Origin of the sequence: Pseudomonas sp. NPDC096925 (assembly GCF_044762545.1) — a bacterium.
Lineage (GTDB): Bacteria > Pseudomonadota > Gammaproteobacteria > Pseudomonadales > Pseudomonadaceae > Aquipseudomonas.
This window is the reverse complement of the sequence record NZ_JBIWEM010000008.1, coordinates 95,789-122,453: the sequence shown is the minus strand read 5'-3', so window position 1 is coordinate 122,453 and position 26,665 is coordinate 95,789. Positions and strand designations below refer to the sequence as shown.

Sequence of the window (26,665 nt, the reverse complement as noted above, 5' to 3'; positions counted from 1 at the left end):
ATGCGCTGGCTTCGCCGGCTGTGGCCACGCACGTTGTTCGGCCAGTTGCTGCTGATCATGGTCAGCGGCACCGTGCTGATCCAGTTGATGTCGAGCAGTATCTGGTTCGATGTGCGTTTTGCCCAGGTACTCGAGGCCCCTGTCCGGCTGATTGCCGCACGCAGCGCGCCGTTGATCGCCTAGGCGGACTGCCGTGCTGGTGCGCTGCAGGCACCAGCGCATTACCAACTGCGTTGCAGCGAAGCCCTGCCCACGCCGGTACAGGACGAGCGTCGTGGGCGCAGGCGTATCGAACTGTTGTTGCACCAGGCCCTCGAGTACGAGTTGGGGCATGCCCAGGACGTGCGCCTGATGAAGGTGCAGTTGACCGATGAACAGGGCCAGCCGATCGTCTGGCGCAGCCTGTTCGGCCTGCGCACGGCCCAGGCGCATCTGCAGTTCGCGGTGCCGTTGGCCGATGGGCACTGGCTGACCATCGAAGGCCAGGAACTGCAAGGCTGGAGCGGCGAGTCAGCGTGGGTGCTGATCAGCGATTACCTGTTGCGGGTGTACGCGCTGCGCATCGTCGCGGTATTGCTGGTGTGCCTGGTTGCGGTGCGCTTGTGCCTGCGCCCGTTATGGCGCCTGGCCGATGCCGCGCGCGGCCTGGGTAGCAACCTCGAGCAGCCGCCCCTGGCGCTGGATGGCCCGGAGGAAGTGCGCCAGGCGGCCCAGGCCTTCAACGCCATGCAGCAGCGGCTGATTGCGATGGTCAACGACAAGGCCTACTTCCTGGCCGCTGTATCCCACGACCTGCGCACCCCGCTGACGCGCATGCGCCTGCGCCTGGAGCGCCTGCCGGACGACGAACACCGGCAGCGCCTGCGGCAGAACATCACGCAGATGGACGACATGATCGGCCAGGTGCTCGATTACCTGCGCGCGGGGGAGCAGCAGAACTTGCAGCAGGTGGACCTGGACCGGCTGGTGATGCGCCAGTGCGCGGAGCTGGCCACTGCCGAAGAGCCGTTGCCGGTGCATGGCCAGGCGGGCAGCCTGCGGGCCGATGCCCTGCTGCTGCAGCGCTGCCTGCAGAACCTGCTGGTCAATGCGTTGCGTTATGCCAAGGAGGTTTCGGTCACGCTGGAGCGCGCTACCACGGGAGTGTTTATCCATATCGACGACCGCGGACCGGGGATTGCACCGGGCTTGCTGGCGACCATCATCGACCCGTTCGTGCGCGGCGAAGGGTCGCGTAACCAGGCCTCCGGGGGGTATGGGCTAGGGTTGAGCATTGCCCAGCGGATTGCTGCCAGCCATGGGGGCGAGTTGCTGCTGGCCAACCGCGAGGGGGGTGGGTTGCGGGTCAGCGTGTTGCTACCCAATCAGCCTTTGCGCGCCCCGCTGTAGGAGCGCATGAGCCTGGAAATACACGATCAGGTAACAGTCTTTTACCGATTACCCAGGTTTTCCCCTCCCCGCCTTTGCCTATCCTATGCCCGGTCATCCTGCCTGCGATGGACCCATGAAACACTCTCTACCCAGCCGCTACGCCTGCCTCGCCCTCTGCCTGCTGTTCACCTTCGCCAGCCTGCCGCTGCTACCCCAGCATGCCTGGCTGTGGCCTGTAACGCTGATCACCGCGCTACTGAGCCTGGTCGGCCTGAACGACCTGCGCCAAAGCCATCACGCCGTGCGCCGCAACTACCCGATCCTGGGCAACATCCGCTACCTGATCGAAACCATCCGCCCGGAAATCCGCCAGTACCTGATCGAGGGCGACGACGACAAGCTGCCGTTCTCCCGCTCGCAGCGCTCGCTGGTCTACGCCCGGGCCAAGAACGAAAGCGCCGAGAAGGCCTTCGGCACCCTCAACGATGCCTACAAGCCCGGCTTCGAGTTCATCAGCCATTCCATGTTGCCGGTGGCCACGCCAGACCCGGCATCGTTCCGCATCGCCATCGGCGGGCCGCAATGCCGCCTGCCCTACTCGGCCTCGATCTTCAACATCTCGGCCATGAGCTTCGGTGCCCTCAGTGCCAACGCCATCGCTGCCCTCAACCGCGGTGCACGCATGGGCCGTTTTGCCCATGACACCGGCGAAGGCAGCATCAGCCCGTACCACCGCGAACATGGCGGTGACCTGATCTGGGAGATCGGCAGTGGCTACTTCGGCTGCCGCACCGAGGACGGCCGCTTCGACCCGCAGCGCTTCGCCGAGCAGGCGCGCTCGCCGCAGGTGAAGATGATCGAGATCAAGCTCAGCCAGGGCGCCAAGCCGGGCCACGGCGGTATCCTGCCGGGGCACAAGGTCAGCCCCGAGATTGCCGCCACCCGTGGCGTACGCGTGGGCGAGGATTGCATCTCGCCGGCGGCGCACAGCGCCTTCCGCACCCCGGTCGAGTTGCTGCAGTTCGTGGCCAGCCTGCGCGAACTGTCGGGCGGCAAGCCGGTGGGGTTCAAATTCTGCCTGGGCCACCCCTGGGAGTTCATGGGCATTGCCAAGGCCATGCTGGCCACTGGCATCACGCCGGACTTCATCGTCGTCGATGGCAAGGAAGGCGGCACCGGTGCGGCACCACGCGAGTTCAGCGACAACATGGGCGTGCCGATGCGCGAAGGCCTGATGTTCGTGCACAACACCCTGGTCGGCCTGAACCTGCGCGCCAGCATCCGCATTGGCGCGGCAGGCAAGATCGTCAGCGCCTTCGACATCGCCAGCGTGCTGGCCATCGGGGCGGACTGGGTCAACTCCGCGCGCGGTTTCATGTTTGCCATCGGCTGCATCCAGTCGCAGAGCTGCCACACCAACAAATGCCCGACCGGCGTGGCCACGCAAGACCCGCTGCGCCAGCGCGCCCTGGTGGTGCCGGACAAGGCCGAGCGGGTGGCCAGTTTCCACCGCAACACGCTGCATGCGCTGGCCGAAATGTTGGCTGCCGCGGGCCTGGAACACCCTTCGGAACTCAAGCCCAAACACCTGGCGCGGCGTATCAGCCCCAGCGAAATCGGGCTGCTCTCGGACCTGCACACATTCCTCAAGCCGGGCGAATTGCTCAGTGGCTCGATTGAAAGCGAGTTTTATGCGCGGATGTGGCGGATGGCGCGCAGTGACAGCTTTGCGCCGGAGACTGGGGAGGGAGAGGTGAAGGTTGCCGGGGTGCGGCGCAGGGCAGTGGAGCCGGCGTGAAAGCCGGGGGCCGCTTTGCGGCCCTTTCGCGACACAAGGCCGCTCCCACAATGGTCCTGCGCATGCCGATCAATGTGGGAGCGGCCTTGTGTCGCGATGGGCTGCAAAGCAGCCCCTAAGCCATCAGATCAGGATCAGAAGATGCTGATCGGGTACTCGACGAATACGCGGACTTCGTTGCCGTCGTCGTTGTAACCGTTCTGCTGCACGGCGTTGTTGGTACGCACGAACGAGCTACGCAGCTTGATCGACAGGTCTTTGGCCGGGCCGTCCTGCACCACGTAACGGATCTGGTTGAAGATCTCGCGCTCTTTACCTTCACCGAAGCCCTGCGGGTTGGCGACGTTGCGGGTGTTGATGTTGTCACCCACCACGTAAGCCAGCTTGTAGGTCAGACCCGGGATGCCATAGGCACCGAAGTCCAGGCCGTAGCCCAGCTGCCAGGAACGCTCGTCTTCGGCGTTGAAGTCGGACCAGTACGAGTTGGCCAGGTAGATGGTCGAACCACCGTCACCCACGCCACCCTCGTTCTGGTACCAGCCGTAGTTGTAGCCGGTGCTGCCGGTGCTGCGCTGGTGGGCGATGGTGAACGAGTGCGCACCGTACGCGTAGGTGGCTGCCAGGCTCCAGATGGTGTTGGAGTCGCCGTTCAGGCCAGCGGATTTCACGAACTTGTCGTCGATGTCCGACTTGTAGCCGTTGAAGTCCAGGGTCAGGGACTGGTCGCTGGCGATCGGGAAGACGTAGTTCAGGCCCAGGTAGTGCTTCTTCATCACGTCTTCGTTGTCGGCGGTGTACAGCGAAGCGGTGAAGTTGTCGGTGAACTTGTAGCTGCCACCAAGGACGTTGATCGACTTCAGGCCACCACCGTCACGGCGCTCGGCGCTCTTGCGCGCTTCCTGGGTGAAGCGACCGGCGTTCAGTTCCAGGCCCTGGATCTCTTTGGAGGTGATCAGGGTACCGGTGAAGCTTTCTGGCAGCAGACGCGCGTCGTCGTACTGCAGCACTGGCAGTGCCGGCATCTGGTCACCGTACTTGAGCACGGTGTTGGAGATGCGGAACTTCACAGCAGCGCCACCACGGGCCAGGTTGTGCGGCGAGTTGGCGTTGCCGTTCTCGTCCTTGAAGTCCGAAGGCTTGAAGAAGTCGACACCGGCACCACCGTTGTGGCCCTTGCCGCCGTCCAGACGCACGGCATACAGGCCGAATGCATCGACGCCGACACCGACGGTGCCCTGGGTGAAGCCGGAGGAGAAGTTGGCGATGACGCCCTGGCCCCATTCGATCTGGTCGTCGGTGCCGTGTTTCTTGTCGCGGTTGATGTAGGCGTTGCGCAGCAGAACGTTGGCGTGGCTGTCCTCGATGAAGCCTTTGCTGTCGGCCTGATCATTGGCCTGTGCCTGGGTCGCGGCGATCATCGCCAGGGCGACCAGGCTGATCCTGGTTTTCAACATGTTGTTTTCCTTATTTCTTAATCAAAAACGCTCTGCAATATGACGCCAGGAACCAACGCCCCTTCGTAGGTTCGACGCTATGCGGATCCAGACTGGAAGGCCTGCCGGTAATCACACGGCGGCCTCTGGCAGCAGCATGGCCAAGAGCATGGCCAGCAGGCGTTGGCCGAATCCTAGCCGTGTGCGATTACAAATGTCAAAAAGTCGTGAAATGCAGGTTGATATAACCAAATTCACCGACGGTACCAGTGCATTTCCATACCGGTTGGCGCTATCAGTGGGCAATTTATCTCGCGTGCGAAAAGTCCTTTTGATCGAATGGACAATTTTCCTGTGAGGGCGCTTTCGCAGCGCAAGGCTGCTCCTGCAGGAAGACGCGCCGCAGCAAGAACCGTAACAATCAGACACAGATGTAATGACAACCCTTTACAAATACTCAAGCAATAGCAAATAACAAGCATTACCATCCGCACCTCTTTTTCACCTGCTCGATCCGGATGTGCCCATGCTTGTACCTTGCCGTCTTTCCCCCCTGACACTTGGCCTTTCGCTGCTGTTCGGCGCCGGCCTGGCCAGTGCCGCCACCACCACCCTGCCGGAACTGTCGGTTACCGCAGACAGCGAGCGCGACAAGGACAACCCGCGGATCAAGGAGGTAAGCACTGCGACCCGCACCTCGACGCCGGTGCGCTATGTGCCGCAGGCCATCGACACGGTGAAGACCGCCAACGTGCTCGATTACGGCAGCAATACCCTGGGCAAGGCGCTGGAAGGCATTCCCAACGTCAGCAGCGGTGACGACACCCGCTTCGACAGCGTGCGCATTCGCGGCTTCGAGGCCAGCAACGACTTTTACCTGGACGGCATTCGCGACGACAGCCAGTACATCCGCGATCTGCATAACATCGAGCGGGTCGAAGTGCTCAAGGGGCCGGCAGCGGTGCTGTATGGCCGTGGCAGCCAAGGCGGTATCGTCAACCGGGTGAGCAAGGCGCCGGAGCACGGCCGCCGTTCGAGCATCGAGGCGCAGGCCGGCAGCGAAGACCTGCGCAGCCTGTATGCCGACCTCAGTGCCGACCCCAGCGACACCGTCAGCCTGCGCCTGAACATGGGCAACCAGGACAACAACAGCTTCCGCGACCGCATCGACGGCAGCCGCCAGCTGTTCGCCCCGTCGATCAGCTGGCAGGTCACCCCCGACCTGAACTGGCTGGTGCAATACGAATACAGCCGCTACAACCGCACCCCGGACCGAGGCATCCCCGGTGTCAACGGCCGCCCGGCCGATGTCAGCCGCAGCACCACCTATGGCGATACCCAGCGCGACTACATCGACGACCGCGCCCAGTCGCTGCGCTCGCGCCTGAACTACCAGCTGAACGAAACCTGGCAGCTGCGCCATACCCTGGGTCTATTCAAGCTCGCCAGTGAGTTCGACAACACCTACGTCACGGGCTACAACGCCAGTAACAACACCGTTACCCGCCAGCGTTGGCAGCAAGACCTGAACACCCGCAACCTGTTCAACAACCTGGAGGCCGAGGGCGACTTCGACACCTTTGGCCTGGAGCACAAGCTGTTGCTGGGCCTGGAGTTCGGCAACCAGAAACGTGACCCATTGTTGTACACCACCTTGCCTGTCAAGGAAGGTGGCCAGGCGGTGCCAGGCCTTGACCTTGGCAACCCCGACCGCAGCCAGCAGCACAATGGCCCGATGACGGTGTTTAGTGACAACCATACCGTGGTCGATAGCCGCGGCCTTTACCTACAGGACCAGATCCGCCTGAACGATCAGTGGCAGGTTCTTGCCGGCGTACGCTTCGACCAGTTCGAAGTGCAGACCACCGACAAGGATGGCCGCAGCGAACCACAGGACAGCAATAGCACCAGCCCACGCCTGGGCGTGGTCTACACACCGTGGCGCGACCATTCGTTCTACGCTTCGTGGAGCAAGACCTTCTCGCCTGTAGGTGGCGGTCTGATCGGCATCACCCCAGGCGCAAAGGGCAACGGTAACGACGCCAAGCCGGAAGAAACCCGCCAGAAGGAAATCGGGGTGAAGAGCGACTGGCTCGACCAGCGCCTGACAACCACCCTGGCCATCTACGAGCTGGAACTGTACAACCGCCGCACCCGCGACCCGCATAACCCGGCAAACATCCTGCTCAGCGGCTTGCAGCGCTCGCGCGGCATCGAGCTGACCGCCACCGGCAATATCGTCGGCAACTGGTACGTGCGCGGTGGGATCGGCCTGCAGGATGCGACCATCGTCAAGGACAACAACGGCCAGGAAGGCAACCGCATCAATGACGTGGCCAAGCGTAATGGCAGCCTGTTCGTGACCTGGAAACCGGAGCTGGGCTGGTACGCCGAAACCGGCCTGACGCTGGTGGGTGAGCGTTACGCGGACAACCAGAACACCACGGTGCTACCGGGCTATGGCCGCTGGGATGCATTGGCGGGGTATCGTACGCATGACTGGGATGTGCGGGCGGCGCTGAGCAACATCGCCGACAAGACCTACTACAGTTCGGCGACCAGTGCGGCGCAGATCCAGGTGGGTGACCCGCGCAGCCTGGTGGTGACTGGCAGTTACAGCTTCTGATCTTTATTGCCTGTACCGGCCCTTTCGCGGGCTCGCCCGCTCCCACAGGTACTCCACAGGGTTCGAGACATGTGGTGTCCCTGTGGGAGCGGCTTCAGCCGCGAAGGGGCCGATACAGGTTCAAGCAATCGATCAGTGCCAAACCGCCATCAGCGCCTGCATTTCTGCTTCGCTGATCAAGCCTTGGGGGTATCGTCCGGCAAGCAGACGTCGTGTGTCGGTCGTCCTGACCCTGATGCTTCCATGGTGTTTCAACCACTTCGCCACAAGCCTGAGCGATTGGTGATTCACTGCCGATGGGCGCAATGCCGACTCACTTGCTGCATTCATTTCTACACATACTCCCTGGCCCGTGAGTGGCTAATTTACGTAAGTGTTGTTACAGATCCGAGAGCGCGGCCTGGCCGAGCTATCTAACTGAAAACAATACAAAACATATGCCAGCACAGGCCTCCGGACGGCCCCCGGAAACAAAAAAGGCCCGTCATGTGACGGGCCCCTTCATTCAGCGTGCGCTCAACGCCTTGCCGGCGCAGGCTGCTGCTGGGTCAGGCAGTGGATGTTGCCACCGCCCAACAACAGTTCACGGCCTGGGATCATCACTACCTCATGGTTGGGGAAAACCTTCGCCAGAATCGCTCTGGCCTCAGCGTCTGCCGGGTCGTCGAAGCTCGGCGCGATGATGCCGCCATTGACGATGAGGAAGTTGACGTAAGAGCCGGCCAGGCGCACCGATGGGTCACGCTCCTGGCTGCCGGCTACCTGGTCGACACCGGCACACTCTTCGGCGGTGGCAAACAGCGGGCCCGGGATCGGCATCTTGTGCACGATAAACTCACGGCCCTTGGCATCGCGGGTGTTCTTCAACACCTCCATGGCGGCGTGGCAACGTGCATAGTTGGGGTCGTTGGAATCATCGGTCCAGGCCAGTAACACTTCGCCCGGGCGCACGTAACAGCAGAAGTTGTCGACGTGGCCGTCGGTCTCGTCGTTGTACAGGCCATCCGGCAGCCAGACCACGGTATCCACCGCCAGATGGTCGCGCAGCACCGCTTCAATCTGCTCGCGGCTCAGATGCGGGTTGCGGTTGCGATTGAGCAGGCACTCCTCGGTGGTGATCACGGTACCTTCGCCGTCCACGTGGATCGAGCCGCCTTCGAGTACGAAGCCTTCGGTGTGGTAGCGCTGGCAGCGCTCCATTTCCAGGACCTTGGCCGCCAGCTCCTCGTCACGGTTCCACGGTGCGTACAGGCCGCCATCGAAGCCGCCCCAGGCATTGAAGCCCCAGTCCACGCCGCGCACTTCACCCTGGTCGTTGATGACGAAGGTCGGGCCGGTGTCACGCACCCAGGCGTCGTCATTGCTGATCTCGACCACGCGGATGTTCGGCTGGTCGAGCTGACGACGGGCATTTTCGTACTGACCAGCAGAAACCGCGACGGTTACCGGCTCGAAGCGGGCAATGGCCTTGGCCAGGGTCACATGGGCAGCCTGCGCCGGCTTGCCGCCCAGGCGCCAGTTGTCCGGGCGCTCCGGCCAGACCATCCACACCTGGGTTTGCGGGGCCCACTCGGCGGGCATGTGGAAACCATCGGCACGGGGAGTGGAGTTGAGGGTTTTCATGGTTGACCTCTGTGATGGCCCTGAGCCGGACTGTGCTGGGGCGTTTGCCAATTTATAACCGATATATATCGATATTTGAAGCCCGATAATCGGGAACAACACCAATCTCTCACACACTTAACCCGATAACAATCGATACAAGTACAGCCTTGACCGGGGAGCAAAAGGGTATGACATCTACCATAGCCAGACCTTGTGAACCCCGTTACAGCGCAAGGCGGAAAAAACCGGCGAGACCGGCTAGGGTCAATACGTGGGCAAAACGGGCCAGCGAACCACCATGAACATCATCCCTACCGCAATCCCTGAAGTACTGATCATCGAGCCGAAGGTTTTCGGTGACAGCCGTGGTTTTTTCTTCGAGGCATTCAACGCCCGCGAGTTCGCCCGGCAAACCGGCGTGAATGTCGAGTTCGTCCAGGACAACCACTCGCGCTCCATCAAGGGCGTACTGCGTGGGCTGCACTACCAGGTGGAAAACACCCAAGGCAAGCTGGTGCGCGTGGTGCAGGGGGAAATCCGTGATATTGCGGTAGACGTACGCAAGAGCTCGCCAACCTTCGGCCAATGGGTCGCGGTGCAGCTGTCGGCCGACAACCATCGCCAGCTGTGGATTCCACCCGGCTTCGCCCATGGCTTTGCGGTGATGAGCGAGTCGGCCGAGTTCCTCTACAAGACCACCGACTACTACAACCCGGGCGCCGACCGCTGCATCCGCTGGGATGACCCGACCCTGGCCATCGACTGGCGGCTGCAGCAACCTCCGGTGCTGTCGGACAAGGACAAACGCGGCCTGCCGTTGGCAGAGGCGGAACTGCTGCCTTAACTAGCGCATAATTGCGTCAGACTTATCTGGCGCCTTTACGTGATGATTGCAAAACCCACGCCCCCACGCCGTCCCCGCTGGCGCAGCCTGGCCCTGTTGGCCCTGTGCCTGGCCCCATTACTGTGGCCCCTGCATCACCTGGCCGAACGTTACTACCAGGAAGAACTGGCCTCGCAGAACCGCCAGACCCTCGACCTGTACGTCGCCAACCTGCTCGGTACCCTGCACCGCTACGAAACCTTGCCGCAGATACTCGGCGACCTGCCGGCGCTGCGCGGGGTACTGGCCGACCCGTTGCGCCTGGAAGCGGTGACCAACGCCAACCGCCTGCTCAAGGACATCGTCCAGCAGACCGGCGCCGAGGTGATGTACCTGATGGACGTCAACGGCAACACCCTGGCCGCCTCCAACTGGGACAAACGCGACAGCTTCGTCGGCCGCAACTTCGCTTTCCGCCCCTACTTCAACGAAGCCATGGCCGGCCGCCTGGGGCGCTTCTTCGGCCAGGGCACCACATCGGCCAAGCGCGGCTACTTCTTTGCCGCCGCCGTGCATGACCGTGAACGCATCGTTGGCGTACTGGTGGTCAAGGTCGACCTCGACCACACCGAAACCCTGTGGGGCCGCACCCCCGAGCAGCTGTTGCTGACCGACCACAATGGCGTGGTCATCCTGACCTCGCGGCCCGACTGGCGCTTCCGCGCGACCCGCGCGCTGACCGATGCCGAGCGCCAGGCCATCATCGCCATCCAGCCCTACCCGACCCAGGCCCCGCAACCGCTGGTGCTCAGCCCGGACGCCTGGATCAGCCAGACCCGCGACATCAAGGAAACCGGCTGGCAGGTCAGCATCCTCGCCCCGCGCACGCTGGTCGACCGTTCGGTGCAAACCGTGATGGCCATCGGCGCTGCCACCCTGCTGGTGCTGATGCTGCTGGCCGGCCTGGTGATGCAGCGGCGCCGTCACTATATCGACCGCATCGACTTCGAGGCCCGTGGCCGCCAGGAACTGGAAAAACGCGTGGCCGAGCGCACCGCCGACCTCGAAGGCCTCAACACCCGGCTCAAGAGCGCCGTGCTGGAGCGCGAGAACGCCCAACAGGAGGCCGTACGCGCCCAGGATGAGCTGGTGCAGGCCGGCAAGCTGTCAGTGCTTGGCACCATGTCGGCCAGCATCAGCCACGAGCTCAACCAGCCGCTGGCCGCCATCCGCAGCTATGCGGAAAACGCCGAGATCCTGCTTGACCACCAGCGTATCGAAGACGCCCGCGGCAACCTCAAGCTGATCGGCGAGCTGACCGGGCGCATGGCCTCGATCATCGCCCACCTGCGCGCCTTCGCCCGCCGTGACCGCCACGCCCCGGAGAGCGTGGCCCTGCAGCCGGCCCTGGACGACGCCCTGGCGCTACTGGCCAAGCGCCGCCGGGCAATGGCCGTCGAGCTGATCCGCGACCTGCCGGAAGCCACCTTGTGGGTACAGGCCGGCGAGACCCGTCTGCGCCAGGTGCTCGGCAACCTGCTGGCCAATGCCCTCGACGCCCTGACCGAAAAGGCCAACCCGCGCCGCCTGTGGCTAAGTGCCGAGCAGCGCGATGACTGCGTCTACCTGTACATTCGCGACAACGGCCCCGGCTTCAGCCGCCAGGCCCTGGAGCACGCCAAGGAGCCGTTCTTCACCACCAAGACCCGCACCCAGGGCCTGGGCCTGGGCCTGGCCATCTGCGAAAGCCTGATGCGCGCCCTGGGCGGTGAATTGCTGCTGGCCAACCACCCGGAAGGTGGCGCACTGCTGACCCTGCAGCTGCGTGTGGCCGCGCCTGGCGCTACTTTGCCCAATTCGGAGGACCCCTCGGCATGACCACCGAGACACTGATCGACAGCCGAGCCCAGGTCATCCTGGTCGACGACGACCCCCACCTGCGCCAGGCCCTGAGCCAGACCCTGGACCTGGCCGGGCTCAAGGTGGTCGCCCTGGCTGATGCCCAGGGCCTGGCAGACCGCATCGAGGCCGACTGGCCCGGCGTGGTGGTCAGCGACATCCGCATGCCGGGCATCGATGGCCTGCAGCTGCTGGAACAACTGCACGGTCGTGACAACGAGCTGCCGGTGTTGCTGATCACTGGCCACGGTGATGTGCCGCTGGCGGTGCAGGCGATGCGCGCCGGCGCCTATGACTTCCTGGAAAAGCCCTTTGCCAGCGACGCCCTGCTCGACAGCGTGCGCCGTGCCCTGGCCCTGCGCCGCCTGGTGCTGGACAACCGCAGCTTGCGCCTGGCCCTTAGCGACCGCCAGCAACTGGCCACCCGCCTGGTTGGCCAGTCGCCGGCCATGCAGCGCCTGCGCGAGCAGATCGGCGCCCTGGCCGGCACCCGCGCCGATGTGCTGATCCTGGGTGAGACCGGTGCCGGCAAAGAAGTGGTGGCCCGCGCCCTGCACGACCTGTCCAGCCGCCGCGACGGGCCGTTCGTGGCGATCAACGCTGGCGCACTGGCCGAGTCGGTGGTCGAAAGCGAGCTGTTCGGGCATGAGCCCGGTGCGTTCACCGGCGCGCAGAAACGCCGCATCGGCAAGTTCGAGTTCGCCAACGGCGGCACGCTGTTCCTCGACGAAATCGAGAGCATGAGCCTGGATGTGCAGGTGAAACTGCTGCGCATGCTGCAGGAACGGGTGGTCGAGCGCCTGGGCGGCAACCAGCTGATCCCGTTGGACATCCGCATCATCGCAGCGACCAAGGAGGACCTGCGCCAGTCTGCCGACCAGGGGCGCTTCCGCGCCGACCTGTATTACCGCCTGAACGTGGCGCCGCTGCGTATACCACCGCTGCGCGAACGCGGCGATGACATCCTGGTGCTGTTCCAGCACTTCGCCGACGCCGCCAGCCAGCGCCACGGCCTGCCGCCGCACACCCTGCAGCCGCCCCAGCGCGCCCTGCTGCTGCGCCACGACTGGCCCGGCAACGTGCGCGAGTTGCAGAACGCCGCCGAGCGTTTCGCCCTGGGCCTGGAACTGGCCCTGGACGGCCAGGCACCAGCTGCGGCAATGCCTTCGGCACCGATGCCGAGCGGCAACCTCAGCGAACAGGTCGAGCAGTTCGAACGCTCGCTGATCGCTGCCGAACTGGCCCAGCCACACAGCTCCATGCGCAGCCTGGCCGAGGCCCTGGGTATCCCCCGCAAGACCCTGCACGACAAGCTGCGCAAGCACGGCTTGAGCTTCGACGGTGGTAGCGGCGGGCATGACGATCAAGAGGACAACCGTCAATGAACAGCGATAGCCAGTACCTGCAGTCCATCCTGCACGGCGACATCCCCCTGACCCGCGAAATGGGCCTGGAAGTGCTCGATTGGCAGCAGCACACCCTGCGCCTGCAATTGCCGCTGGCGGCCAACGTCAACCACAAGAGCACCATGTTCGGCGGTAGCCTGTACTGCGCCGCGGTGCTGGTGGGGTGGGGCTGGCTGCACCTGCGCCTGCGCGAATCGGGTGTCGATGACGGGCATATCGTCATCCAGGAAGGGCAGATCAGCTACCCGCTGCCGGTTACCGGAGCGGCGGTGGCGCGCTGTGCGGCCCCGGATGAGAAGACCTGGGAGCGGTTCTTGACCATGTACCAGCGCCGCGGGCGGGCACGGCTGACGCTGGAGACCACGGTGAGCAATGCCGGAAGCGACGAGCCTGCGGTGAAATTCAGCGGCCAGTACGTCCTGCACCGCTGAAACTGGAAGGCTGTCGTGATCCCTGTGGGAGCGGGCGCGCCCGCGAAGCAGACACCGCGGTGTATGGCACCGGCTCCGCCGGTGTTCGCGGCGGTTCGACGCCTCGACGCGCCCGCTCCCACAGGTTCTGCGTAGCTACGAAGAATTGCTGCACCTGTGGAATCGTCAGATCAGGTTCAGGAAGGCTTGACGCCAGGCAGCATTGGCCGGCAACGCCAGGAAATGCGGGTTGAGCAACGACTCCCGCGCAGGGTACCGGAACGGCAAGCCATCCAGCCCGATCACTTCGCCACCTGCTCCTTCCACCACCCCCTGCGCCGCCGCAGTGTCCCACTGCGAGGTCGGGGCCAGGCGCGGATAGCAATCGGCGCTACCCTCGGCCAACAGGCAGAACTTCAACGAACTGCCGATATTGGCCAGTTCCAGCTCCCCCACCGCCGCCCCCAGCCCCGCCAACAGTGCTTCCTGTTCCGGGCTGGAATGCCGACGGCTGGCAACCACGGTAAAGCGCCCCCCCGTAGGCGGCGCGTTACGTACCTGGATCGGTTGGGCTGCTTCACCGGCCTCCGCACGCCAGGCCCCCAAACCGCGACCACCAAAGTAGCAGCGCCCGTTGGTCGGCATGGATACTACGCCAAATACCACCTCGCCGTTTTCGACCAGGGCGATGTTGACCGTGAACTCCTCACTGCCGGCAATGAATTCCTTGGTGCCGTCCAGTGGATCGACCAGCCACCAGCGGCTCCAGCCCTGGCGCTCGGCCAGCGGAATGTTGCAGTCCTCTTCGGACAACACCGGGATCTGCGGTGCCAGCGCCAGCAGGCCATCGGCAATCACCCGGTGCGCCGCCAGGTCGGCGGCGGTGACCGGCGAATCGTCGGCCTTGTTGGTCACGGCCACATCGGCGCGCCAGAACGGCAGGATCGCCTCGCCCGCCAACCGGGCCAGCTTGACCACTTCGTGCATCAATTGCAGGTCGTTCATGCTTCCAGCAGCCCCCGCTGAATCAGCAGGTCACGCGCCAGGTACAACGCCGCCAGGGCACGCCCCTCGGTGAACTGCGGGTGCATGGCCAGGGCCGAGAGTTCGCGCAGGTTGACCTTGTCGACCCGCATCGGCTCCGGCTCGTCGCCTTCCAGGCGCTCCTCGTACAGGTCGCTGGCCAGCACCACCTGGATCTTCTGGCTCATGTAGCCCGGCGACAGCGACAGCTCGGTCAGGTGCTCCAGTTGGCGCGCGCCAAAACCGGCTTCTTCCTTGAGCTCCCGGTCGGCTGCCGCCAGCACGTCCTCGCCCGGCTCGATCAGGCCCTTGGGCAACGACAACTCATATTCGTCGGTGCCGCCGCAGTATTCCTCCACCAACACCGCATGCTCGGCATCGAGCATGGCCACGATCATCACCGCGCCGTAGCCATTACCCCGGCCCACCAGGCGCTCGTAGGTGCGCTCATTGCCATTGCTGAAGCGCAATTGCACGGCTTCGACGCGAAACAGGCGGCTGCTGGCGACGATTTCGCGGCTGAGGACGGTGGGTTTCTGGCGCATGGGGCGGCTCCTTGGCGTGAACGGGTTACTATACCGTGGCTTGCCGACTGATCGAGAATTTCCCATGCCTGTTCTTCCCTGGTCTGCCATCGATACCGTCCTGCTGGACATGGACGGCACCCTGCTCGACCTGCATTACGACAACCGCTTCTGGCTGGACCACTTGCCCCAGCGCTATGCCGAGCTGCACGGGGTAAGCCGGGCCATGGCGGAAATGGAGCTGCAGCCGCTGTTCGAACGCAATGCCGGCACGCTGAACTGGTATTGCCTGGACTTCTGGAGCCGCGAGCTGCGGCTGCCGATCCGCGAGCTGAAACAGGAAATCGCCGACCTGATCGCCCTGCGCCCGGATGCCGACACCTTCCTGGCAGCGATCCGCGACGCAGGCAAGCGCGTGGTGATGATCACCAATGCGCACCGGGATTCGCTGTCGCTGAAGCTGGAGCGGGTGGAGCTGGCGCCGTATTTCGAGCGGCTGATCAGCTCGCATGACTATGGCTACCCGAAGGAAAGCCCGCAGTTCTGGGATGCCTTGCAGGCAGACATTGGCTTTGAACCGGAGCGCAGCCTGTTCATCGATGACACCCTGGCGATCCTGCGCAGTGCGCGACGGTTTGGCGTGGGGCATCTGCTGGCGGTGCGCCAACCGGATAGCCAGGCAGGGCCGCGGGATACCGAAGAGTTTGCGGCGGTCGAGGATTACCGGGAATTGTTGGCAGGCCTGTGAAGGCCCTTTCGCGGGTAAACCCGCTCCCACAGGATCACCACAGGCCTGAACTGTGTGCGATCCCTGTGGGAGCGGGTTTACCCGCGAAGAGGCCGGTACAGGCTGCAGAGATCAGTCAGGAATACGCAACACCTGCCCCGGATAGATCTTGTCAGGGTGCTTGAGCATCGGTTTGTTGGCTTCGAAGATCTTCTGGTACTTGTTGGGGTCGCCATACACCTTCTTCGAAATGGCACTCAACGTATCGCCCTTCTCCACCGTCACGAACCGCGCCGCCTGGGCCACCGGCCCGGTCACGGTGATCTGGTCATCGATACTGGCCACGCCAGCGATGTTGCCCGCCGCCAGGATGATCTTCTCTTTCTCCTCCTGGCTGGCCACCTCGCCCTTGAGGATGATCTTGTCTCCCTCTACAGTGGCCGTGATATTCGGATTGCCCAGGCCGACACTTTCCACGTGTTTCTTCAGCTGCTCTTCGGCATTGGCATTGCCGGGGGTCAGCAGGTCGATCAACTTCTCGCCCGCTTCCTTGACGAAACTGAACAAGCTCATAGCGCTCTCCTTGTTGACGAAACCTCGGACACAGCAGTCTAGGCCAGCTTTTCCCCTCTTGCCCCGTGCGACCCATCGACGCGGTCTATCAAGGCATAGACCCTAGCGATTAGACGCCGTCGGCCCGCACGCCTAGGCTTGTGCTATCCGAAAGCTGCCGATAGCCCCACCCCGATGAACAGCAAACCTCCGGTCTGCGCGGCCTCATCGCCCTTGTCCATGCCCGCCGCCAGCAACAGCTACGACTACGTCCAGCTCAGCGATGCCAGACGCGACAGTACGCCCTTGGCCGAAGAAGTGGCGCTGGCAATCGCCTACAACGGCCTCAACCAGGCGGTGATGCTGGTCAGCCCAACCGACCTGGAAGACTTCGCCGTCGGCTTCAGTGTCGGCAGCGGCATTGTCGAAGGCACCACGGAAATCTACGACCTGAAGCTCTCCGGCAGCGGCTCGGCGATGTATGCCGACCTGGAGATTTCCAGCCGTGCATTCTGGAACCTGAAAAACCAGCGCCGCCAGCTGGCCGGCACCAGTGGTTGCGGCCTGTGCGGGGTGGAGGCACTGGAGCAGGCGCTGCCAGAGCTGGCCGAGCTGCCTGGCGCGCCGTTGCCACCGGCGCAATGGCTGGTCGGCCTGCGTGAGCGCATCGATGCCTTCCAGCCCCTCGGCCAGCACTGTGGCGCGGTGCACGCGGCGCTGTTCATGGACCGCCATGGCGAACTGCTGCTCGGCCGCGAAGACATCGGCCGGCACAACGCCCTCGACAAGCTGATCGGTGCCCTGCTGCGCCAAGGCATCGACAGCCAGGGCGGCCTGGCCATCGTCACCAGCCGCTGCAGCCTGGAGCTGATCCAGAAAGTGTTGCGGGCTGGTATCCAGACCCTGGTCAGCCTGTCAGCGCCCACCGGCCTTGCCCTGCAATGGGCGCGCAAGCACAACCTCAACCTTATCCATCTGCCCAAGCACAGCGCACCGCGGGTCTACAGCCCAGCGGCGGAGTCGTAACACTCGTGACCTCGTACCAACACCTCCCGGACAACACCCCAGCCTCCTCCCCTCGCTACAAGCCCTACCACGGCCCCGCCGGTGGCTGGGGCGCGCTGCGCAGCGTGGCCAAGGCCTGGGTCGGCAGCGACAACGCACTGAAGAATATTCGCGCCCTGCTCAAGACCAACCAGAACGGCGGTTTCGACTGCCCCGGCTGCGCCTGGGGCGATTCGCCGGAAAGCGGCATGGTCAAGTTCTGCGAGAACGGTGCCAAGGCGGTGAACTGGGAGGCGACCAAGCGCCGCGTCGATGCTGCCTTTTTTGCCCGCTACAGCGTCAGCTCGTTACTGCAGCAGAGCGACTACTGGCTGGAGTATCAGGGGCGCCTGACCGAGCCGCTGGTCTATGACGCGCCTAGCGATCGCTACCAGCCGATCAGCTGGGATGCCGCTTTCGCCCTGATTGCCCGCGAGCTGAACAAGCTGGCCAACCCTGACCAGGCCGAGTTCTACACGTCGGGGCGTGCCAGCAACGAAGCGGCATACCTGTACCAGTTGTTCGTGCGCGCCTACGGCACCAACAACTTCCCCGACTGCTCGAACATGTGCCACGAGGCCAGTGGCGTGGCCTTGGGGCAAAGCGTCGGGGTCGGCAAGGGCACGGTCACCTTCGACGACTTCGAACATGCCGACGCGATTTTCGTCTGGGGCCAGAACCCCGGCACCAACCACCCGCGCATGCTCGACCCGCTGCGCGATGCGGTCAAACGCGGGGCGCAGGTGGTGTGCATCAACCCGCTCAAGGAACGTGGCCTGGAGCGCTTCCAGCACCCGCAGAACCCGCTGGAAATGCTGACCAACAGCGACCGGCCGACCAACACCGCATTCTTCCGCCCGGCGCTGGGCGGCGACATGGCGATGCTGCGCGGCATGGCCAAGTTCGTCCTGCAATGGGAACGCGAAGCCCAGGCCAAGGGCGAACCGGCCGTCTTCGACCACGCCTTCATTGCCGAACATGGTCATGGCGTCGACGACTACCTGGCGGTGGTGGATGCCACCCCGTGGGAGCACATCCAGGCCCAGTCCGGCCTGGCACTGGCCGACATCGAACTGGCCGCGCGCATGTACTGCCGCGGCAAGCGGGTGATCATGTGCTGGGCGATGGGCATTACCCAGCACCGCCATTCGGTGCCGACCATCCAGGAAATCGTCAACCTGCAGATGCTGCGCGGCAACATCGGCGTACCAGGCGCCGGCCTGTGCCCGGTGCGCGGGCACAGCAACGTGCAGGGTGACCGCACCATGGGCATCAACGAACGCCCACCGGTGGCCCTGCTGGACGCCATCGAGCAGCGCTTCGGCTTCCCCGTGCCCCGGCACAACGGCCACAACACCGTCGAGGCGATCCACGCCATGCTCGAAGGCCGGGCCAAGGTGTTCATCGGCCTGGGCGGCAACTTCGCCCAGGCCACGCCGGACACCGAACGCACCGCCCAGGCATTGCGCAACTGCGAGCTGACCGTGCACATCAGCACCAAGCTCAACCGCAGCCACCTGGTGCACGGCAAGCAGGCACTGATCCTGCCGTGCCTGGGCCGCACCGACATCGACCTGCAGGCCGAAGGGCCCCAGGCGGTAACGGTAGAGGACTCGTTCAGCATGGTCCACGCCTCCAATGGCCAGCTGAAACCGCTGTCGACGCAGATGCGCTCGGAGCCGGCGGTGATCGCTGGTATCGCCGCCGCCACCCTGGGCAAGAAGCCCGTGGACTGGCACTGGCTGGTGGCGGACTATGACCGTATTCGCGAGCTGATCGGCGACACCATCGCCGGCTTCAGCGGCTTCAACCAGCGCCTGCGCGAGCCGGGCGGTTTCTACCTGGGCAACAGCGCCGCCAGCCGCGAATGGAAGACCAGCACCGGCCGCGCCAACTTCAAGGCCAACCTGCTGCCCGACACGCTGCTCCACGAGCGCGTACGCGCCAGCGGCCAGGTGCCGGACCTGATCCTGCAGTCGATGCGCTCGCACGATCAGTACAACACCACCATCTACGGCCTGGATGACCGTTACCGCGGCGTGCGCGGCCAGCGCGAGGTGCTGTTCGCCAACGAAGCCGACATCATCCGCCTGGGCTTCCAGCCGGGGCAACAGGTCGACATCGTGTCGTTGTGGGGGGATGAGCATGTGCGCCGTGTGCACGGCTTTACCCTGCTGGCCTTCGACATCCCGGCCGGGCAGGCGGCGGCTTACTACCCGGAGGTGAACCCGCTGGTGCCGCTGGAAAGCATTGGCGATGGCAGCCATACGCCGACGTCGAAGTTCATTGCCATCAAGCTGGAGCGTGCGCGGGACCAGGGGCGTATCCTGTAGGAATCGTGTTGGCCTCTTCGCGGGCACGCCCGCTCCCACAGGAAGTCCACATGTTTCGATTCCTGTGCTGTACCTTGTGGGAGCGGTCGTACACCGCGAAGAGGCCGGAAGCCCTACCGCAAAAAACAAAAAAGCCCTGTTCCATAGCGGTTCAGGGCTTCGTCATAAAGAGCTCAGACAGCGAAAAAACGATAAAGTTTCATAGTAAATACAGTAAGTTAGAGAATTGTGTACAAGTCGTGTTACTCGTCGGATTTCCGTTGCCAGGCGCGCCTGCAAGGCTCAAATTCGCCTCGTCATCCCTATGAGGCTCTCTTGATGAAGAAGTACTCCTCGATACTGTTGTTGTCTTTCAGCTTGCTCAGCGGCGTTGCCATGGCAGGCGGCACCACCGAGGCCGGCATTGGCGGCGCATTGGGTGGGGTACTGGGCTCTGTCGTAGGCCAGTCCATTGGTGGTAGCACAGGCGGCGCGATCGGCGCTGGCCTGGGCGGCGCAGCTGGCAGTGCAGTCGGTGCCAACAAGCACCAGCGTGGTGAGGCAGCCATCGGTGGCGCATTGGGCGCCGCAGGCGGCAACGTGGTCGGCCGCTCCATGGGCGGCACTACCGGTAGCTACATTGGCGCGGCAGCCGGCGGTGGCGCCGGTGGCGCACTGGGTAACTACATGGGTAAAGAGGCCGACAGAGACGATTACCACGATGGCCGCCGCTACCGTCGTGGCTATGACGACGACCGTCGCCACTGGGACCGTGGCCACCACTACGGCCACCGCAAGCACAAGCGCCACTGGCGCGACTAACGCCTGAGGGCCCTGCCCCGGCAACAAAAGCCCCGCCCCTGCCAGCGGGGCTTTTTTATGCCTGCTGTTCCAGCAGGATGCCAGACAGGATCACCTGCAACGCCGCTGGCAACGCCACAGGCCGGCCGCTGGTGCGTTCGATGAACACCTGCACCACCGTGCCTGCCGCACACGCCTCCGGCTCCCTTGGGCGGAACAGCGCCAGGCGGTATTCCACCGTGCTGCCCGCCAGGCGCGCTACCCCCAGCCCCACTTCCAGCACGTCCGGAAAGCCCGGTAAGGCATAGAAATCCGCCGCCGAACTGACCACGAAAGCCGCCAGCTCGCCGTCACGCAGGTCCAGTTCGGCCTGTTCGACGAGGAACGCCTGGATGGCGGTTTCGAAGAAGCCGTGCACGGTGGCACCGGCGATGTGGCCGTTCAGGTCATTGTCCTGGGGACGGGTGAGGATGGGGTGGAAGTGGGAGAAGGCAGTGCGCTGGGGGGATTCGGTCATCTGGCTGGCTCTTGTCTTCGCAATGGATGCTGACAGTGAAACAGAAAAACCGGGTTTTCGCTGCTTGTGCCGGCCTCTTCGCGGCTAAAGCCGCTCCCACAGGTACACCACCAACGTTGAATGCAGTGCAGTACCTGTGGGAGCGGCTTTAGCCGCGAAGAGGCCGGTACAGGCAGTAGAAAACGAAAAGGCCGCCCGTTGGGGCGGCCTTTTCGTTACAGGCAGGCTCAGCTTACAGCTGCGGGCCAGCGGCCTTGATGGCGTCGGAAACTTCGAACTTCTTGAAGTTTTCGATGAACAGCTTGGCCAGGCCTTTGGCGGCCTCGTCGTAGGCAGCCTTGTCAGCCCAGTTGGTGCGCGGGTTGAGCAGCTCGGTTTCAACGCCCGGAACGGCCTTCGGCACGTCCAGGTTGATGATGTCCAGGTGCTCGGTTTCGGCACCGATCAGCGCGCCGCTCTGGATCGCAGCGATCACGGCACGGGTGGTCGGGATGCTGAAGCGCTTGCCAACGCCGTAGCCACCGCCGGTCCAGCCGGTGTTGACCAGGTAGACCTTCGAGTCGAAGCCCTTGATACGCTTGATCAGCAGCTCGGCGTATTCACCAGCCGGGCGCGGGAAGAACGGAGCGCCGAAGCAGGTGGAGAAGGTCGACTTGATGCCGCTGCCCGAACCCATTTCGGTGGAACCGACCAGCGCGGTATAGCCGGACAGGAAGTGGTAGGCCGCCTGCTCGTTGTTCAGGATCGAAACCGGAGGCAGAACACCCGTCAGGTCGCAGGTCAGGAAGATGACTGCATTCGGCTCGCCGCCCAGGTTCGCTTCGGAACGCTTGGCAACGTGCTCCAGCGGGTAGGCCGCGCGGCTGTTCTGGGTCAGGCTGACATCGCTGTAGTCGGCGTGCTTGTTGGCGTCGAGAACAACGTTTTCCAGCACGGCGCCATGCTTGATGGCTTTCCAGATGACCGGCTCATTCTTCTCGGACAAGTCGATGCACTTGGCGTAGCAACCGCCTTCGATGTTGAAGACCACGCCCTCGCCCCAGCCGTGCTCGTCGTCACCGATCAGGTAACGGCTTTCGTCGGCCGACAGGGTGGTCTTGCCGGTGCCGGACAGGCCGAAGAACAGGGTCACATCGCCTGCTTCGCCGATGTTGGCGGCGCAGTGCATCGGCAGTACGTCGGCAGCCGGCAGCAGGAAGTTCTGCACCGAGAACATGGCTTTTTTCATTTCGCCGGCGTAGCGCATGCCAGCGATCAGCACCTTCTTCTGGGCGAAGTTGATGATCACGCAACCATCGGAGTTGGTGCCGTCACGCTCAGGTTCGCACACGAAGTTGGCGACGTTGAGGACCTGCCACTCGCCGCGACCAGCCGGGTTGTACTGCTCCGGGTTGATGAACAGGCAACGACCGAACAGGTTCTGCCAGGCAGTCTGGGTGGTCATCTTCACCGGCAGGTAGTGCTCGGCGGCCGCCCCTACGTGGACGTAGGAAACGAAGTGATCCTGGGCGTTGTTGAACGCCTCGACGCGGTCCCACAGGGCATCGAACTTGTCGGCCGGGAACTTGCGGTTGATCGGGCCCCAGGCAATGGCGTCCTGGGTGGAAGGTTCTTCGACGATGAAACGGTCAGCCGGCGAACGGCCAGTACGGTGACCAGTCTCCACGACCAGTGCACCAGTATCGGCTAGTACGCCTTCACCGCGTTGCAGCGCTTCTTTTACCAGCTCATCGACGCTCAGGTCGGTGTACACGGTGTTGTTGGCTTGCGTCATGAGATACCCCATCCGGCCCGAGGCCGAGTGCTCCAAACGTTTTGTAGTTGTCTTGAAAAAACTACTACAGCGAAAAAAGTGGCCGGATTATGCCAGAAACGCCCAAAAAAAGTAGGCCCCTCCTGTCAGAACTGCGCTTTTGCGCAATTAGACAGGAGATTGTCCTGTGGTTAAACGTTTCAGTGACGAGTTTCTGAGGCTACGTCAGTGCCGCCACCGGCAAACAGTTGCGCCACATCGCTGGCGTCGAAGAAATAGCGCTCGTTGCAGAACTGGCAATCGATCTCCACCTGCCCGCCGCATTCTTCCACCAGCGCCTTGGCGTCGTGCTCGCCCAAACTGACCAGCGCATTGCCGGAACGTTCGCGCGAGCAGCTGCAATTGAAGCGCAGCGGCTGGATGTCGAACAGGCGCACGGCGTCTTCGTGGTACAGGCGGTGCAGCAGGGTTTCGTTGTCCAGCGCCCACTCATCAGCCTTGAGCGTGGTAGCCAATGCCACAACGTGCTGCCAGCTTTCTTCACGCTCTTCATCGTCCGGCTGGCGATCGCGCGGCAGTTGCTGCAGCAGCAGACCACGGGCCTTGCCGCCTTCGGCGTTGAGCCAGAAGCGGGTATTGAGCTGTTGCGACTGGACGAAGTAGTTGGTGAAGCACTCCGACAGGGTGGCGCCATCGAGATCCACGGTGCCCTGGTAGCGTTGGCCCTTGACCGGATCGATGGTCAGGGTCAGGTGGCCGTCCGGCATCAGTTGCGACAGGGTGGCGCCGTCAGGGATCTGCTCGACGTCATAACGCGCCATGCCTCGGATGTCGCGCTCGCCCGAGCACTCCACCATCAGCAGCGGGATCGGCCCTTCCGAACGCGCCTGCAGAATCAGCAGGCCGTCGAACTTCAGCGCCCCCACCAGCAAGGCGGTGGCGGCCATCAGCTCACCGAGCAGCGCCTGTACCGGCTGCGGGTATTCATGACGCGCCAGCACCGCGGCGTAGCTGTCGTCGAGAGACACCCACTCGCCGCGCACATCGCGCTCGTCGAAGATGAAACGTTGGGTGAAATCGGTATCAGGCAGGTCGCTCATAGGTTTTGGCTATCTAAAAAATGATGACAAAATGGTTACAAGGGTTGTCGAAAACTTGCGAGAACCCCGTGACAGAGCGCTCACAAGGCGCTCCGATTCCTGTTTGCAATAGAGGTATTTTATGGACAATCGACCACTGTTCCAAGCAAGGTGGTCCTGGGGGCCATTGGCAGCCTGTACGCTGCTTCCCATCGCTCTACTGTCTTTCTGGTTATGGCCCATTGGCCAGATCCTGTGCCTGACTTTCGACGAGTGGCTGTTCCACAGCCTGAATGCGCCGCTAGCCGACAACACCACATGGCGCTACATCTGGACCATCGGCAGCCTGCGCCCGTTCGACATCGTCGTCGGCCTGATCCTTCTGGCAGTGCTTATCCGTGGCGACTGGGTGTTCAAGGCAACCCAGGTTCGCCAGGCCTTTTTCGGCTTTCTGGTCACGCTAACCCTCTTAGTGGTGATTCGCGCGCTGTTTTCCAAGTGGGTGGATGCAGCCGGCTGGCAGCACAAGAGCCCGTCGATGATGTTCGACGAGGTGGTGCACCTCAGCGACTACTACCCGAACCTGGAGGCGGCCTGGGAGCTCAAGGACCGTTCCAGCAAGAGTTTCCCGGGGGACCATGCCTCGGTGCTGTTGGTCTGGGCGCTGTTCATGAGCGTGTTCAGCCGCCGCCTGGTGCAGTACCTGGTGGTCTGGGGGCTGGCGGTACTGTTCATGTTGCCGCGCCTGGTGGCAGGTGCCCACTGGGGGCAGGATGACTATATCGGCGGGCTGCTGATGGCGGTACTGGCGTTGGGCTGGAGCTGCTACACACCGCTGGCGGCCAAGGGGAGTGCGGTGCTGATGCGCTGGACGGCGCCGTTGTTCGCGATCGCGGCCAAGTTACCGTTGGTCGGGCGCTTGGCGGTGACCCGCTAGATCCTTGGGGCTACTGCGTAGCCCATCGCGACACAAGGCCGCTCCTACAGCGGAACGCGATTTCCTGTAGGAGCGGCCTTGTGTCGCGAAAGGGCCGCAACGCGGCCCCGGCTATTCGAAGCTGCCATGCAACTGGTGAATCTGCCGCCGCTGCTTCTTGGTCGGCCGCCCATCGGTGGTCACACCCATCGCCCCGGCCTTGCGCATTTCTGCCGCCTGCTCACGCCGACGCACGCTGTCCTCGGTCTCTTCGTACAACGTCTGCGCCTCTGGCGCCCCACGCCGCACCACCGACAGCGCCTTCACCACCACGGTACGTTCATCGAACCCGGTACGCAGCACGAACTCGTCACCCACCCGCGGTTCCTTGCCCGGCTTGCAGCGCTCGCCCCGGCAATGCACCTTGCCGCTCTCGATCGCCGCCTTGGCCAGCGCGCGGGTCTTGTAGAAGCGTGCCGCCCACAGCCATTTGTCCAGGCGAACCTTGTCGTCGTCTTCGGCTTTTTGTGCCATCCCGTTACCTCGAACGCTGTGTTTCATCGAACTGTACTACCGTAACGATCGGATGCAAAAAATCCCCGCCGTGCTTACAGTTCAACACCTCATCCGCAGGGTGCGTTTCGTGAAGACATTTGACCATTTGACTGTGATCGGCCTGCGCGAGTGGGTCGCCCTGCCCGACCTTGGCGTGGCCGGGCTGCGCGCCAAGATCGACACCGGCGCCAGCACCTCCAGCCTGCATGCCACCGAGGTGGAACCGTTCGAGCGCGACGGCCAACCCTGGGTCCGCTTCACCGCACACCTGGGCTCGGTGGTGCAGTTGCGCCACCGCCGCTGCGAGGCACCGCTGGTGACCATGAAAACCATCAAGAGCTCCAACGGCCAGGCCCAGACCCGCTATGTCATCCGCACGTCACTGGCCCTGGGCGATGGTGTGTGGGAGGTGGAGTTCACCCTGGCCTGCCGCAAGAACATGCGTTACCGCCTGTTGCTGGGCTCCAAGGCCCTGATCCATGGCCAGCTGGTGGTCAACCCTGGCCTGAAGTACGTCCAAGACAAACCGGCCTTCCCGGCCACCCTTTCCCCTGTCACAGGTGCTGCATGAAGATCGCTGTGCTGTCGCGCAATCCGCGTCTGTATTCCACCCGCCGCCTGGTCGAAGCCGGTACCCAGCGGGGCCACGAAATGGTGGTGATCGATACCCTGCGGGCCTACATGAACATTGCCAGCCACAAGCCGCAGATCCACTACCGCGGCAAGCCGCTGGAAGGCTTCGACGCGGTGATCCCGCGCATTGGTGCCTCGGTGACCTTCTATGGCTGCGCGGTGCTGCGCCAGTTCGAGATGATGGGCGTGTATCCGCTCAACGAGTCGGTAGCGATTGCCCGCTCCCGCGACAAGCTGCGTTCGCTGCAACTGCTGTCGCGGCGCGGCATCGGCCTGCCGATTACCGGTTTCGCCCACTCGCCGGACGACATCCCCGACCTGATCCAGATGGTCAACGGTGCCCCGCTGGTGATCAAGGTGCTGGAAGGCACCCAGGGCATCGGCGTGGTGCTGTGCGAAACCACCAAGGCCGCCGAATCGGTGATCGAGGCGTTCATGGGGCTGAAGCAGAACATCATGGTGCAGGAATACATCAAGGAAGCGGGTGGCGCGGACATCCGCTGCTTCGTGGTCGGCGACAAAGTCATCGCGTCGATGAAGCGCCAGGCCAAGCCGGGGGAATTCCGTTCCAATTTGCACCGCGGCGGGGTGGCCAGCCTGATCAAGATCACCCCGGAAGAACGCATGACCGCCATTCGCGCGGCCAAGGTGATGGGCTTGAGCGTGGCGGGTGTGGATATCCTGCGCTCCAACCATGGGCCATTGGTGATGGAGGTGAACTCGTCGCCGGGGCTGGAAGGTATCGAAGTGACCACCGGCAAGAACGTGGCCGGCATGATCATCGAGCACCTGGAGAAGAACGGTGGGCCTAATCAGACCCGGACCAAGGGTAAGGGCTGAGATTTTGGGGCTGCTGCG

23 protein-coding genes and 1 pseudogene are annotated in these 26,665 nt (G+C 63.5%); 14 read left to right on the top strand and 10 right to left on the bottom strand.

Annotated features, from left to right (window positions below):
- Positions 1–1,389 (top strand): annotated as a pseudogene (locus ACIQYU_RS21085) (ATP-binding protein).
- 115 nt (positions 1,390–1,504) lie between these two features.
- The gene (locus tag ACIQYU_RS21080) at positions 1,505–3,169 is read left to right on the top strand and encodes an FMN-binding glutamate synthase family protein (protein WP_402801982.1); all 1,665 of its coding nucleotides are present in this window, start codon (positions 1,505–1,507) and stop codon (positions 3,167–3,169) included.
- 134 nt (positions 3,170–3,303) lie between these two features.
- Here ACIQYU_RS21080 and ACIQYU_RS21075 read toward each other — a convergent pair whose 3' ends face one another.
- Complete coding sequence (locus ACIQYU_RS21075; RefSeq protein ID WP_063914475.1) at positions 3,304–4,623, bottom strand: OprD family porin; 1,320 nt, start codon at positions 4,621–4,623, stop codon at positions 3,304–3,306.
- A 505-nt stretch (positions 4,624–5,128) separates the two neighbouring features.
- On the opposite strand from ACIQYU_RS21075, the gene ACIQYU_RS21070 reads away from it, so the two are divergent.
- On the top strand, positions 5,129–7,228 hold the full coding sequence (locus ACIQYU_RS21070; protein WP_402801978.1) for a TonB-dependent receptor: 2,100 nt from the start codon (positions 5,129–5,131) through the stop codon (positions 7,226–7,228).
- Positions 7,229–7,360: 132 nt separating this feature from the next.
- On the opposite strand, the gene ACIQYU_RS21065 is transcribed toward ACIQYU_RS21070, so the two are convergent.
- Positions 7,361–7,558, bottom strand: coding sequence for a hypothetical protein (locus tag ACIQYU_RS21065; RefSeq protein ID WP_082888390.1), 198 nt, complete (start codon positions 7,556–7,558; stop codon positions 7,361–7,363).
- A 186-nt stretch (positions 7,559–7,744) separates the two neighbouring features.
- Positions 7,745–8,851 (bottom strand): agmatine deiminase, encoded by a 1,107-nt coding sequence (aguA, locus tag ACIQYU_RS21060; RefSeq protein WP_233688064.1) that lies wholly within the window; start codon positions 8,849–8,851, stop codon positions 7,745–7,747.
- A gap of 280 nt (positions 8,852–9,131) precedes the next feature.
- Between aguA and rfbC the strand changes: the two genes are divergently transcribed.
- From rfbC to ACIQYU_RS21040, 4 genes are read left to right on the top strand one after another with little or no spacing between them, the layout of a single operon-like run.
- Positions 9,132–9,677 carry a dTDP-4-dehydrorhamnose 3,5-epimerase gene (gene rfbC, locus ACIQYU_RS21055; protein WP_063914607.1) on the top strand — a complete coding sequence of 182 codons (546 nt, stop codon included), beginning with the start codon at positions 9,132–9,134 and terminating at the stop codon, positions 9,675–9,677.
- 42 nt (positions 9,678–9,719) lie between these two features.
- Complete coding sequence (locus ACIQYU_RS21050; protein ID WP_063914472.1) at positions 9,720–11,534, top strand: ATP-binding protein; 1,815 nt, start codon at positions 9,720–9,722, stop codon at positions 11,532–11,534.
- Positions 11,531–12,940: a sigma-54 dependent transcriptional regulator gene (locus ACIQYU_RS21045; RefSeq protein WP_207833144.1), complete on the top strand. Its 1,410-nt coding sequence runs from the start codon at positions 11,531–11,533 to the stop codon at positions 12,938–12,940. Before ACIQYU_RS21050 ends, ACIQYU_RS21045 begins: the two co-directional genes overlap by 4 nt.
- Positions 12,937–13,392 carry a YiiD C-terminal domain-containing protein gene (locus ACIQYU_RS21040; protein WP_402801972.1) on the top strand — a complete coding sequence of 152 codons (456 nt, stop codon included), beginning with the start codon at positions 12,937–12,939 and terminating at the stop codon, positions 13,390–13,392. Before ACIQYU_RS21045 ends, ACIQYU_RS21040 begins: the two co-directional genes overlap by 4 nt.
- 165 nt (positions 13,393–13,557) lie before the next feature.
- Here ACIQYU_RS21040 and cysQ read toward each other — a convergent pair whose 3' ends face one another.
- Positions 13,558–14,376, bottom strand: a complete 819-nt coding sequence (gene cysQ, locus ACIQYU_RS21035; RefSeq protein WP_402801969.1) for a 3'(2'),5'-bisphosphate nucleotidase CysQ — start codon at positions 14,374–14,376, stop codon at positions 13,558–13,560.
- The gene (gene nudE / locus ACIQYU_RS21030; RefSeq protein WP_015268611.1) at positions 14,373–14,939 is read right to left on the bottom strand and encodes an ADP compounds hydrolase NudE; all 567 of its coding nucleotides are present in this window, start codon (positions 14,937–14,939) and stop codon (positions 14,373–14,375) included. Before nudE ends, cysQ begins: the two co-directional genes overlap by 4 nt.
- 64 nt (positions 14,940–15,003) lie before the next feature.
- Between nudE and yrfG the strand changes: the two genes are divergently transcribed.
- Positions 15,004–15,666, top strand: coding sequence for a GMP/IMP nucleotidase (yrfG, locus tag ACIQYU_RS21025; RefSeq protein WP_063914468.1), 663 nt, complete (start codon positions 15,004–15,006; stop codon positions 15,664–15,666).
- Between the two features lie 111 nt (positions 15,667–15,777).
- Here the strand turns inward: yrfG and lysM are convergent, their stop codons facing one another.
- The gene (gene lysM, locus ACIQYU_RS21020) at positions 15,778–16,218 is read right to left on the bottom strand and encodes a peptidoglycan-binding protein LysM (protein WP_207833138.1); all 441 of its coding nucleotides are present in this window, start codon (positions 16,216–16,218) and stop codon (positions 15,778–15,780) included.
- 174 nt (positions 16,219–16,392) lie between these two features.
- On the opposite strand from lysM, the gene fdhD reads away from it, so the two are divergent.
- The 3 genes from fdhD to ACIQYU_RS21005 all read left to right on the top strand — a co-directional run bounded on the left by fdhD (position 16,393) and on the right by ACIQYU_RS21005 (position 20,375).
- The gene (gene fdhD, locus ACIQYU_RS21015) at positions 16,393–17,223 is read left to right on the top strand and encodes a formate dehydrogenase accessory sulfurtransferase FdhD (RefSeq protein WP_207833136.1); all 831 of its coding nucleotides are present in this window, start codon (positions 16,393–16,395) and stop codon (positions 17,221–17,223) included.
- A gap of 5 nt (positions 17,224–17,228) precedes the next feature.
- Positions 17,229–19,574 carry an FdhF/YdeP family oxidoreductase gene (locus ACIQYU_RS21010; protein ID WP_402801963.1) on the top strand — a complete coding sequence of 782 codons (2,346 nt, stop codon included), beginning with the start codon at positions 17,229–17,231 and terminating at the stop codon, positions 19,572–19,574.
- Positions 19,575–19,892: 318 nt separating this feature from the next.
- Positions 19,893–20,375: a glycine zipper domain-containing protein gene (locus ACIQYU_RS21005; protein WP_063914464.1), complete on the top strand. Its 483-nt coding sequence runs from the start codon at positions 19,893–19,895 to the stop codon at positions 20,373–20,375.
- 55 nt (positions 20,376–20,430) lie between these two features.
- On the opposite strand, the gene ACIQYU_RS21000 is transcribed toward ACIQYU_RS21005, so the two are convergent.
- The 3 genes from ACIQYU_RS21000 to hslO all read right to left on the bottom strand — a co-directional run bounded on the left by ACIQYU_RS21000 (position 20,431) and on the right by hslO (position 23,724).
- On the bottom strand, positions 20,431–20,871 hold the full coding sequence (locus ACIQYU_RS21000; protein WP_402801958.1) for an acyl-CoA thioesterase: 441 nt from the start codon (positions 20,869–20,871) through the stop codon (positions 20,431–20,433).
- Positions 20,872–21,103: 232 nt separating this feature from the next.
- A complete protein-coding gene (locus ACIQYU_RS20995) occupies positions 21,104–22,645 on the bottom strand; it encodes a phosphoenolpyruvate carboxykinase (RefSeq protein WP_063914462.1) in 1,542 nt (513 codons plus the stop codon).
- Between the two features lie 179 nt (positions 22,646–22,824).
- Entirely contained in the window at positions 22,825–23,724 is a 900-nt protein-coding gene (gene hslO / locus ACIQYU_RS20990; protein WP_207833130.1) for an Hsp33 family molecular chaperone HslO, read from the bottom strand.
- A gap of 121 nt (positions 23,725–23,845) precedes the next feature.
- On the opposite strand from hslO, the gene ACIQYU_RS20985 reads away from it, so the two are divergent.
- A complete protein-coding gene (locus ACIQYU_RS20985; RefSeq protein WP_063914460.1) occupies positions 23,846–24,640 on the top strand; it encodes a phosphatase PAP2 family protein in 795 nt (264 codons plus the stop codon).
- Between the two features lie 111 nt (positions 24,641–24,751).
- Here the strand turns inward: ACIQYU_RS20985 and ACIQYU_RS20980 are convergent, their stop codons facing one another.
- Complete coding sequence (locus ACIQYU_RS20980) at positions 24,752–25,153, bottom strand: RNA-binding S4 domain-containing protein (protein WP_207833126.1); 402 nt, start codon at positions 25,151–25,153, stop codon at positions 24,752–24,754.
- Positions 25,154–25,295: 142 nt separating this feature from the next.
- On the opposite strand from ACIQYU_RS20980, the gene ACIQYU_RS20975 reads away from it, so the two are divergent.
- Both ACIQYU_RS20975 and rimK read left to right on the top strand, forming a co-directional pair.
- Positions 25,296–25,745 carry an ATP-dependent zinc protease gene (locus ACIQYU_RS20975; RefSeq protein ID WP_170931083.1) on the top strand — a complete coding sequence of 150 codons (450 nt, stop codon included), beginning with the start codon at positions 25,296–25,298 and terminating at the stop codon, positions 25,743–25,745.
- On the top strand, positions 25,742–26,647 hold the full coding sequence (gene rimK, locus ACIQYU_RS20970; protein ID WP_015268602.1) for a 30S ribosomal protein S6--L-glutamate ligase: 906 nt from the start codon (positions 25,742–25,744) through the stop codon (positions 26,645–26,647). Before ACIQYU_RS20975 ends, rimK begins: the two co-directional genes overlap by 4 nt.
- Positions 26,648–26,665 lie beyond the last annotated feature (18 nt).